Source organism: Actinomycetota bacterium, assembly GCA_018830725.1.
Taxonomy (GTDB): Bacteria; Actinomycetota; Humimicrobiia; order JAHJRV01; family JAHJRV01; genus JAHJRV01.
Genome location: JAHJRV010000047.1, coordinates 1 through 12,192 on the forward strand (window position 1 = coordinate 1; position 12,192 = coordinate 12,192).

Annotated in this window: 9 protein-coding genes; all 9 read left to right on the top strand. The window is 29.2% G+C overall.

Translation table 11 applies throughout. The features are described 5' to 3' along the window. Positions 1-966: glycosyltransferase (locus KKC53_02370; protein ID MBU2598016.1), on the top strand; the 966-nt coding region annotated here is incomplete at its 5' end. Between the two features lie 146 nt (positions 967-1,112). Next, positions 1,113-2,102, top strand: a complete 990-nt coding sequence (locus tag KKC53_02375) for a glycosyltransferase family 2 protein (GenBank protein ID MBU2598017.1) — start codon at positions 1,113-1,115, stop codon at positions 2,100-2,102. A gap of 147 nt (positions 2,103-2,249) precedes the next feature. After that, complete coding sequence (locus tag KKC53_02380) at positions 2,250-4,589, top strand: glycosyltransferase family 4 protein (protein ID MBU2598018.1); 2,340 nt, start codon at positions 2,250-2,252, stop codon at positions 4,587-4,589. A 221-nt stretch (positions 4,590-4,810) separates the two neighbouring features. Further along, positions 4,811-6,205, top strand: coding sequence for a glycosyltransferase family 2 protein (locus KKC53_02385; GenBank protein MBU2598019.1), 1,395 nt, complete (start codon positions 4,811-4,813; stop codon positions 6,203-6,205). Positions 6,206-6,351: 146 nt separating this feature from the next. Beyond that, complete coding sequence (locus KKC53_02390) at positions 6,352-7,341, top strand: glycosyltransferase family 2 protein (protein MBU2598020.1); 990 nt, start codon at positions 6,352-6,354, stop codon at positions 7,339-7,341. A gap of 28 nt (positions 7,342-7,369) precedes the next feature. After that, positions 7,370-8,326: a glycosyltransferase gene (locus KKC53_02395; protein ID MBU2598021.1), complete on the top strand. Its 957-nt coding sequence runs from the start codon at positions 7,370-7,372 to the stop codon at positions 8,324-8,326. A gap of 38 nt (positions 8,327-8,364) precedes the next feature. Then, on the top strand, positions 8,365-9,480 hold the full coding sequence (locus KKC53_02400) for an NDP-sugar synthase (protein MBU2598022.1): 1,116 nt from the start codon (positions 8,365-8,367) through the stop codon (positions 9,478-9,480). Between the two features lie 14 nt (positions 9,481-9,494). After that, positions 9,495-11,096, top strand: a complete 1,602-nt coding sequence (locus KKC53_02405; GenBank protein ID MBU2598023.1) for a glycosyltransferase — start codon at positions 9,495-9,497, stop codon at positions 11,094-11,096. An 89-nt stretch (positions 11,097-11,185) separates the two neighbouring features. Continuing rightward, positions 11,186-12,151 (top strand): GDP-mannose 4,6-dehydratase, encoded by a 966-nt coding sequence (locus KKC53_02410; protein MBU2598024.1) that lies wholly within the window; start codon positions 11,186-11,188, stop codon positions 12,149-12,151. Positions 12,152-12,192: the final 41 nt, after the last annotated feature.

The window sequence follows — 12,192 nt, forward strand, 5'->3', positions numbered from 1 at the left end:
AATAATGCTGATATTTTTTCATGTGTTTCAAAACGACAAGAAAGTGCAACAATTGGTGAATTGGGGATTTTAGGAAGATTAAATCGATATACTTCTAAATACAACTTTACAAGGTTGATTCCATGTGCGGCACCTGAGGATGATTTTTCTCACACTAAAAAGGTCTTGAGGGGAATTGATGTAGAAGAAGATGACTTCGTGATTCTTTACAGTGGTGGTTACAACACATGGGTTGATGTTGATACACTTTTTAATGCTTTAACGATAGTAATGAATGAAAACCCAAAAATAAGATTTGTTTCAACAGGGGGAGAGATTAAAGGAATTGATGAAAAGACATATCCTCACTTTTTAAAAAAGATTAAAAATTCACCTTTTAAAGATAGATTTTTAATGAAAGGATGGATCCCTACTCAAGATGTTAAGAACTATTATTTTGAAGCCAATTTGGGAATTAATGTAGACAAAAAAATATATGAAGTTTTTTTAGGAAGTAAAAATAGGATTTTAGAATGGATGAGAGCGGGTCTTTTAGTACTGAGTTCAAAGGTTTGTGAGCTTTCATATCTTTTAGAAGAAGAAGGATTGGGGTTTACCTATATAGCTGAGGATGCAAAATCTTTAAAGGATAAGATTGTTGAAATAATCTCAAATCCAAATTTAGTAAAAAAAGTTGCTGAAAAAGCAAAAAAGTATGTAATTGAAAACTTGACTTATTACAAAACAACAGAACCTCTAAGAGAATGGGCAAGAAATCCAAAAACATCACCTGATAGAGATAAGGAAAGGGTACTCGACAGAAGCAAAGAAGAGGCTTTTCAAAATTTAGAGAGGATTGTTAAATCTCAACAGGAGATGATTAAAGTTAGAGATGAAAGAATAGCAGAGCTTGAGGAACTTTTTCATAAAAAACTTATATACAGAATTTATAACTACCTAAAATTCATAAAAAAAAGAATATTCTAATATAGAATACATAAATTTAACAATGTATAAAATTCTAATTTTAAAAAGAAGTATTGAATGATTTGGGCATAGTTTCTCCTTTCCCCTTCGTTACACTCGAGGGTCAATTCCCCTCCCTTTATGGGAGGGGGTAGGGGGAGGGTAAAATGTCTTCGAAACCATGCCACAAATCTCTGAAGAGAATTAAAATGAATGAGGAGTCAAATTTCAAAAAAGTTTCTATAATAATTGTTAGCTATAATAGTTCAAAATTTATATTTGATTGCATAAATTCGATTAAGAATCAAGAATATCCTTATTATGAAATTATTGTTGTTGATAATGCTTCCTCTGACAATTCTGTTTTTATAGTTAAAGAAAATTTTCCCGAAGTAAGAATTCATAAGTTATCAAGAAATCTCGGTTTTGCTGGAGCAGTGAATCTGGGAGTTAATTTATCAAGTGGAGATATAATTGTTCTTTTAAATCCAGATGTTATTGTTAAAGAAAATTGGCTTTTAACCTTAACTGAAGCATTTCAAAATGAGCAAGTAGGAGTAGTAGGAAGTATTATATTAGATAGTAATCAATCATTTATTCAGCATGCTGGAGCAGTAATACACAAAAATGGTTTAACTGAACATATTGAATTAAGTCTTAAAGAGGTTTCTTTAACAGATAATGAAAAGTTAATGGAAAAAATAAAAGAAAAAATAAAAAAAGAGTTTGAAAAAACAGATATAGATTATGTTACAGGTGCATCAATGGCAATTAGAAGAAGTCTCTGGGATAAATTGTGTGGGTTTGATGAAAAATATTTTCCTGGATACTTTGAGGAGACAGATTTTTGCATTAAAATTAAAAATATGGGATATAAGGTAATATTAGAACCAAAATCAATATGCATTCACAAACAAGCATCATCAAGTGGCTTATTTAGTTCAACTTTTTATTATTTTTATCATAAAAATAGAATCAGGTTTATTTTTAAAAACTATAGTTTTAGAAAATTTATTTATGTTTTTTTACCAAGTGAAATAAATTGGATAAGAAACAAAAGGATTTCAAAAGAGAATATACCTCTTTTGAAAGCTTATCTTATAAATATCATAAATATTTTTTCAACTTTACATAGAAGAAAGAAATATATTTCATAAATTTATGTTTAATAATTTTTAATTGTTTAAAGGATTTTTTAAAAACTTAATTTCTAATGGTTTTATTATAGAATAAGTTTGAAAAATTAATTAATTATTTATTTAGGAGATGTTTTTAATAAGCCAACACAGGTTGGGTGAAAAAAATTGAAAAAGAATAATATATTAATTATAAGCTACGATGTCGTTGGAAGCCAAATGGCTGGACCAGGAATAAGATACTATGAATTTGCCAAAACTTTATCTGATTTAGGTGAGGTAACCTTGGCTGTTCCAAATGAATGTGACCTACCCACACCAGGTTTTGAGACAAAAAGATATGATTACAAAGCTCCAGATTCACTAAAACTATTTACTAATGATGCTGAAACAATAATTATTCAAGGTTATATATTACATTTCTTTCCATTTCTGAAATTTTTTGAAGGAAAGGTTGTAGTAGATTTGTATAATCCTTTTCAATTTGAGAGCCTGGAGATGTTTAGTTATCATGGTATGGGTGAGAGACTAAGAATCGCAAGTAATGACCTTTCTACAATTAAAAGTCAATTACAACTTGGCGATCTGTTCATTTGTGCTAATGAAAGACAAAGAGATCTCTGGTTAGGTATGTTAAGTTCTGTTGGAAGAATAAATCCAAAGACCTATGATCAGGATAAGACTCTTAGGAAATTGATTGATGTTGTACCATTTGGAATTCCAGCAGAAAAACCCAAACATACGAGGAAAGTTATGAAAGGAGTTATAGAGAATATAGGTTCAAATGATAAAGTCGTTTTATGGGGAGGAGGTATATGGAACTGGTTGGATCCAATAACTCCCATTAAGGCTATGGGAGAAATATGTAGAAAGAGGGAAGATATAAATTTGATCTTTCTTGGTGTAGAACATCCAGATCCGAGACTTCCTCAAATGAAAAAGGTATCTGAAGCAATAGATTTAAGTAAAAAAATGGGACTTTATAATAAGAACATATTTTTTAATAGGTGGGTTGATTATAAAGATAGGCAGAATTTTTTACTTGAATCTGATATCGGAATAAGTGCTCATCCTTCTCATATTGAAACAAGATTTTCATTTAGAACAAGAATACTGGATTACATCTGGGCTGGTTTGCCCATTATTACAACAAAGGGGGATTGGTCTCACAATTTAGTTGAAAGATATAGTATGGGAAAAGTTGTTGATTATAAAGATTATCTGGGATGGGCGAGAGCTATATCAGAAATGATAAACAATACCTCAATTTATACAATCTATAAAAATAATGTAGCTAATCAAACTAATAATTACATATGGCCAAATGTAATTAAACCATTAAGGGGATACTTCAAAGAACCTTATTATGCTTCTGATAAAAAATACATTCATATTTTAAAAAACAAGGCTGAAGATGAGTTAATAGAAATATGTAATAATGAATTTAAAAATTATAATAAGATACTTCTATATTCAAATAGAAAAGATTTTCTATTTGAAAAGCTTAGTAAGGAAAAGGATATAAATTTTGTCCCAATTGAATTTTCAAAAGACATCGAAAAGAAAGATGATTATTTAAGAGCAGAAATAGATTTTCATAATTTAGAAGATGAATTAAAAAAGAGTAAAAGATACGAGGCTGCTATTATAAGAAGTTCATTTAAACCTATTTCCTATCAGGATCTTTATAGTATTATCTCTCGGATATTAATACTACTAAAGAAGGATGGATTATTAGGAATTATATTGCCAGGCTTACCTTATTTCAGTAGATTTGTTACTGAACAAGAATCAATTGATACTCTTTTGGAGAAATATATATTCACTATTGAGCTTCTTTTAAAAAATATAGGGTTTAAGATTTTAGATAAAACCGTTCTTAAATATTCAGCAATATTCAGTAGAGCATTAGAAGAGAGTCTGAAAGATTATATAACAAAAATTGAGGAAATATTAGGTGAACCAAGGATAATAAAGCTTGATAGAAAAGATTTTAGAGATATAAAACTTATTAGTAGATTTGATATTTTAAGAGATGATTTAATAGAAGAGTTATTCTATAAAGAGATTAATAAGGTTAAAGGAGAATCAACAGAAAAGGAACCTAAAGTAAAGAAACGAAGAGGAATAAGAAAGTACTTTGATTTTGTTGCAAGTTTATATTTTGAAAATATTAGAAGAAGTTATAATAAAACAATGCAGTCTATAAATCATAATGTTCACTTACAATTAAACAGGGAAACCAATCAGATAAATTCATTGTTAAGAAATGGTCTCCTGGCTATTAACAGTGACCTGGAAGAATTATTAAGTAACAAACTAAACAGAATTTTAGAAGAAGTAAGAATGATAAAAAGAAGCTTTAAGCTCATTGATACTAAAAAATTAACTGATCATGAAGTGGATAACTTAAGGCAGAGAATAGAAGACATCTCTTCTGAATTAAGTCTTTTAGAAAATTTTGGTATGAGAATATCAAAGCAGATGGTAATATTTGCAAAAAAATAACTACTACTTAAAAATAATTGGAAGATTTGGGCATAGTTTCTCAACTAATTATCCTCTCCCTTGGTGGGAGAGGGAAGGAGAACTTCTCTTATGATTCCCCTCCCTTTATGGGAGGGGGTAGGGGGAGGGTAAAATGTCTTCGAAACCATGCCACAAATCTATAAGAAATTAATTAATTTAAGTATTAATAAAAATTAAGTAATTGATAAGTAGAAAGATTAATGGAATTTTGGCCTTTTGTATCCATAATAACTGTAAATTTCAATGGTAAACATTTTTTAGATGAATGTTTTTCATCGATATTTTCAATAGATTATCCTAAAGAAAGATATGAAGTTATTATGGTTGATAATATCTCTACTGATGGTTCAGTTGATTTTGTTAGAAGAAATTATCCTGAAGTAATACTTATAGAATCCTCACGAAATCTTGGTTTTGCAGGTGGAAACAATCTAGGGATTAGAAAGTCAAAAGGGGAGTATATAGCTCTAATCAATAACGATGCTCAGGTTGATGGAGATTGGCTAAAGGAACTTGTTTTGGTTGCAGATAAATTTCCAGAAATAGGAGCGATCACCTCTAAAGTATATTTCCATTATTTCTATTTACCTATTAAATTAGATTGCAAAGCTGTTGTGCCAAAAGAAATGGGAAAAGGAAGGGATACAAGAAAGTTAGGTATAAGGGTAAATAAAGTTCTTATAAATAGGATAGATGTTACGGAGGATGTTAAATTTATTAAAGGATTTTATCTTCCAGAAAAAATAAAGTCGGGTAATTTTTGCTGGAGTAGAGATAGTTCGGTTCTGGCAATTCCAATCAAAGATGTGGGGAAAAAAATAAAAGTTAGTTTATTTCTACAGTCTTTCTCACCCGATAATTTTCTAAATATAACTTTGGGTGATGAGTTAATATATAAAGGCGATATTGGATTAAAGGAGATAAAAACAGTATTTTCCATTTCAAAAGAACAATCGTATCAGGTAAAAAATTTAATAAATAGTACTGGTATATTTATAGACAAGCAAGGATATGGTGGTGATAGAGGCTTTGAGAGCTTTGATGAAAGTCAATTTGATGAGGTGCAAGAGGTTTTTGGAACAAGCGGTGTGAGTGCATTATTTAAACGTGAGATGTTAAATGAAGTTGGACTATTTGATGAGGATTTTTTTATGTATTATGAGGATTTAGATCTTTGCTGGAGAGCAAGGTATTTAAATTGGAAGATTTTATATAATCCAAAGTCAGTTGTTAGACATTATCACAGTGGTTCAAGCAAGGAATGGTCACCACTTTTTACATTTTATGTTTTAAGAAATAGATTATTAACCTTGCTAAAAAATGCACCCTTTAAAATGGTTATAAAATATTGGTTCAAATATTACCTTTCAATTCTATATTTAATAGGGCGTTTCTTTAAAGATCTGCTGCTTGAAGGAAAAATTGAAAATATGCTTAAAGTAAGATTAAAAGTTGCCCTTAGTCTTCTATTGAAATTACCAGGTCAATTAGCTAAAAGATTTAAGATACAAAAAACAAAAAAGGTTGATTTTAAAGAAATTTACAAGTGGATAGAAAAAGGGGAGAAATATAAAAAAGATTTTTCTAAAATGTAAAAATGAATTCTCATTTAAAAATCAAAAAAAGAAATGTAGAAAGCTTTGGGCAAAGTTTCTTGACTAAATGTCTTCGAAACCATGCCACAAAGCTTTTGAAATGAAATAGTTCAACAAGATATTAAATTTTAACTAAATAAATAAAAATGGTTATAGTTTCAAAAAAAGAGATACCTAAATATCCAAAGATAAAAAGAGATGAAAAAATATCCGTAATAATAGTTAGTTATAATGTTGTTAATTTGCTTGAGAAATGTCTTAAGTCATTGACCCATGAAACTAAACTGTTGTTAGATATCTGGGTTGTGGATAACAATTCTGGTGATGAAAGTGTGGATATGGTAAAAGAGAAATTCGAGCAGGTAAATTTGATTGAGAATAAAGAAAATATAGGTTTTGCCTGTGCAGTAAATAAAGTTTTAAAATTGTGTGATGGAGATTATATATTTCTTATTAATCCAGATGCTATTATTAAAAAAAATAGTATTGAAAAATTGGTTGATTTTCTAAGGTCAAATCCAGAAGCTGGAGCTGTTGCACCAAAAATTTTATATCCTGATAATTCATTACAACTTTCCTGCAGGATTTTTCCTAATATAACTACACAATTTCTCGAAAGTAGTTATTTATTCAAACTTTTTCCTAAAAGCAGATTTTTTGGTCAATATTTTATGAGTTGGTGGGATCATAATAGTCTAAAAGAGATTGACTGGGCATCGGGGTCTGCTTTAATGATAAAAATAGAAACATTATATGAAGTTGGGTTTTTAGATGAAGAGATGTTTATGTATAATGAAGACACAGATTGGTGTTATAGATGTTGGAAAAAAGGGTGGAAAATATATTACTTACCAGAAGCTAATATTATACATTATGATGCACAAAGTGCAAAAATTTCTAAAGCAAATAGACTTATACAAGTATTAGAATCAAGATATCACTTTTTTAGAAAACACGGGTATAAAAATAGGATGTATATTATAAAAGCAATTGTTTTATCAGGACTTTTAGGAAGAATTATCATATCCTTTTTAGCTTGGTTACTGACTTTTTCTAAGGAAAGAAAAATTGTTAAATTTGAAAATTTAAAAAATTTTTACCAAGCTTTTTTATGGCATTTTTCTAAAAAATCTTAATATTTTTGCAGGATATTTTTAAAAGATTATGGAAATTTCAATTGTTGTAACTGTAAAAAATGAGGGTGAAGAAATAGAAAATTTCTTAAACTCTCTTTTTAATCAGAGCTTAAAAGCAAAAGAGATAACAATCGTTGATGGAGGTTCAACTGATAACACTGTTGAAAAGTTGAAAAGGTTTAAGGACAAAATGCCAAATCTAAATATAGAGATAAAAAGAGGTTTTAATATTTCTCAGGGTAGAAACTTTGCTATTAAGAATTGTGATACCGAGCTCATTGTAGTAACTGATGGAGGAGTAGAATTAAAACAGGATTGGTTAGAGAATCTTTTTGATAGTTTTAAATACAATAAAGATGCAGAAGTTGTAGGAGGATTCAGTTTACCATTATGTAAAAGCTGGTTTGAGAGAACAATTTCATGTCTTTTTATGCCGCAGGTTGATGAAATAAATGGGAAAAAATTTATGCCTTCTTCAAGATCAATTGCTTTTAAAAAAGAAGTGTGGGAAAAAGTTGGTGGATATCCTGAAGAATTATATGTTGGCGAGGATATGTTTTTTAATTTCAAGTTAAAAAATCTTGGATATAATATAATTTTCAATCCAAGGGCTGTTGTTTTTTGGAAAATGAGGAGGAATATTTTTCAACTCTTTAAACAATATTTCAGATATGCATTTGGAGATGGATTTGCAAATATGTATTTTTATAGGCATGCACTGAGATTTTTTGTTTACATTTCTTTAATTTTATTAATTTTAGTGTTTCTTTTAACTAGAAATTTTATATTTTTACTTATTCCATTACCTTTTGCTATATTTCACGTAAGAAAAGCTTATGCACGAAGTATAAAGACTTTTAAAAAAGAAACCTTTTGGAAAATGTTTTTTGCATGGATAGCTTTTCCAGTTTTACAGTTTTTAATAGATATTGCGAAAATGGTAGGTTATATTTCAGGATTGATAAAAAGAACATTTAAAAAGTAATAATTATTATAATTTTAAATATTGGGAGGATTTATAGGATGAAAGCAGTTATTTTAGTAGGTGGAGAAGGAACCAGACTCAGACCAATAACATATCAGATACCAAAACCTATGATTCCATTGGTTGGTATGCCTTTAATTGAATTTGTAATAAGAAATCTTAAAAAATATGAAATAGAAGATATCATACTAAGCACTTTTTATATGCCATCTATATTTAGTTCCCATTTTGGGAATGGGGAAAAATTAGGAGTTAATATTACCTATGTAACCGAAGAGGTTCCCTTGGGAACATGTGGTGCAGTTAAAAACGCAGAGAAATATTTAAGAGATGAACCCTTCTTAGTTTTTAATGGTGATATTATAACCTCTTTGGATTTTAGAGAACTGATAAAATATCATAAGCAAAAAGAAGCAACTGTTACAATCACATTAACTCCTGTTGATGATCCCACAATGTATGGTCTTGTTCCTATTGATTCAAATGGTAGAGTTTTAAAATTTTTAGAGAAACCTAGGTGGGATGAGATAACTACAAATCTTATCAATGCTGGAACGTATGTATTAGAACCAGAAGTTTTAGAGCTTGTTCCAGAAGGAAAGAATTATTCGTTTGAGAGAGAACTGTTTCCACTACTTTTGTCAAAAGGTGAAAAAGTATTTGGGTTTTCTTCAAAATCATATTGGCTCGATTTAGGAACTTCTCAAAAATATCTAAAAGCGCAGGGTGATATTTTAGATAGAAAAATAGATTTTGATTTTCAATTTAACCAGGAAAAGGTGGGCATTTGGATTGGAGTAAATACAGAGATTAACAAGAGTTCTAACATGTTTCCACCGCTTGTAATTGGTGAAAATTGTAAGATAAAAGAGAATGTAATAGTAAATAATCATTCAGTAATACTTAATAATACTGAAATAGGTAATGGCACAAAAATTAAAAATAGTCTTATTATGGATAATTGTAAGATAGGTAGCAACTGTGTAATAAATAAAAGTATTATATGTAGTGGAGTTATAGTTGGAAATAATGTTCATATTTTGAATGGGACTGTTATAGGAAGTGACTGTTTAATTGGAGATCAAAATGTTCTAACTAATAATATAAAGCTATTTCCAAAGACAGTTTTAAATAAAGGAATAATTACTTTCTAAAGAGGTGCAGCAATTTGAAAGTTGGAATATATGATCTTTACCTTCCCACTTTAGGTGGTGGGGAGAAACACATGGGAAAGATGGCAGAACTATTAAGTAAAGATCATGATATTGAAATTTTAACTAATAAATATTTCGATTTAGATAAATTATCAAGACATCTTAATTTAGACCTTTCAAGAGTAAAGCTAAGAGTATTTCCATATATTTCATCTGATTATGGTAGCAATATTACAAAGGATTATGACCTTTTTATAAATGCTACTTATCTAAGTTATATGAGGGGCTATGCAAAGAAAAATGTCTATTTAACTTTTTTTCCTACACCCTTTGATGTGGACTTCAATTTTATTCATAAAATAACTTTATTTTTGTTTAAGAATATTTCTAGAAATATCTACAGTTGGTTTTTAAGCAAAGAAGAAAAATATAAGGATGGTTTAAATCCAATTGAAGGAGTTCATGATCCAAAGCGTTTTTTAATGAAAAAATCTACCTGGACCTCAGGAAAAGCCACTTTTAAAATTGAAGAGAATTTAATAAAGAAGGGGTTAATCAGATTAAAAATTAATAGTGGTAGAAAATTTACTGCTCCAGATACACATATTGACGTTAGTTTTGGTAAAAAAAATGTTTACACATATCACAAATTACCAAGAAGTAAAAGTAGAGTTTTTAAAATTAAAATTCCATTAAAAAATAATGATACGATGACCATAGAGTCTAACTCATTTTGCCCCGCAGATTTTTATGCTTCAAATGATACAAGACAGCTTGGTGTTTCTGTTAAAAATATTTCGTCTATATCAATTTTTCGGAAAATAGTTTATTTTATAATAGGTTTTTTCCCCACATATCTTATAAACTTTCCTGATGATTTAAGCTTTTTAGATACTTACGATCTTATCTTAGCAAATTCAAAATATACTAAGAGATGGATAAAGAAACTTTGGAAAAAGGATAGTTTTCTTTTTTATCCACAGGTTGATATTGATTCCTTCAAAGAGAAGGAAGTAAAGAAAGAAAATATTATACTAAGCGTTGGTAGATTTTTTGTAGGACATCATAATAAAAAACAGATAGAACTTGTTAAAGCATTTAAAGAACTTTATAACTTGGGACTTAAAGACTGGAATCTATATTTAGTTGGAGGAGTAGAAGGGAAAAAAGAACATTTCAGGTATTTAGATAGGGTAAAAAGAGCTTCAAAAGGCTATCCAATAGTAATAAAGACAAATGTTCCGAGAGATGAACTAAATACTATTTATAGTAAAAGTAAGATATATTGGCATGCCAGTGGACTCGGAGAGGATGAGCAAAAGCATCCAGAAAGATTTGAACACTTTGGAATATCTTCTGTTCAGGCAATGGCAGCTGGGTGCATTCCCATTGTCATAGATAAAGGAGGGTCAAGAGAGATAGTAGAGAATGGATATAATGGATTTTTATTCTCTAATTTAAAACAGTTAAAAGAGAAGAGTTTAAAAGTCATAAATGATAGTAAATTGCAAAATAAACTTGTAAAAAATTCATTAAAGAGTTGTAAAAAATATAGTTCAGAAAATTTTGAAAAAAGACTCCATGAAATAATTGAAAATATCTTTGACATTCTGTAATTGTAACAACAAAATGTGAAATAAGGTTGATATAAAATATTTTATTTTGTAATATAAAGGATTATATTAGAGAGGAGGAATTTACTAAAATGAGAGTTTTAATAACAGGAATTACAGGTTTTGCAGGAAGCCACTTGGCTGATTATTGTTTGACTAAACCTGATGTTGAGGTTTATGGAACTATAAGATGGAGAAGCATAAAGGATAATATCTTTCATATTGAAGATAAAATAAAACTATATGAGTGTGATATCAAAGATGGAGTATCTGTTCAGAGTATGTTAAAGAAGGTAAGACCACACTATATATTCCACTTAGCTGCACAAAGTTTTGTTCCAACATCATGGCATGCTCCTGCAGAAACTTTAACTACAAATATAATTGGACAGGTAAACTTATTTGAAGGTGTAAGAAATTTAGGTATTGACCCAATAATTCAGGTTGCTTGTTCTAGTGAAGAATACGGTTTAGTATATGAAGATGAATTACCAATAGATGAAAAGAATACGCTACGACCCTTAAGCCCCTATGCAGTAAGTAAAATAGCTCAGGATTTTTTAGGTTATCAATACTATAAATCATATGGAATCAGGATAATAAGAACAAGAGCGTTTAATCATACAGGTCCAAGAAGAGGTGAAGTTTTTGTTGTCTCGACTTTTTCTAAACAGATTGCTGAAATAGAAGCTGGTATAAAAAATCCTGTTGTAAGAGTAGGAAATCTTAATGCAGAAAGAGACTTTACGGATGTAAGAGACATTGTAAAGGCATACTGGTTAGCAGTGGAAAAATGTGAACCAGGTGAAGTATATAATATTTCATCAGGTAAATCCATTAGCATTAAGAAGATATTAAAAATGTTACTTGAAATGAGCGAAGCAGATATTAAAGTGGTTAAAGATGCTGAAAGAATGCGACCTTCTGATGTTGAAATATTGAAAGGAGATTCTACAAAATTCAGGGAATTAACAGGTTGGGAACCAGAGATTCCACTTGAAAAAACCTTAGAAGATACTCTTAATTATTGGAGAGATAAAATCAAGCACCGAGTTTAAAAAAGTTTTGTAATTTATTTACAACTAAATTTATGAAATTA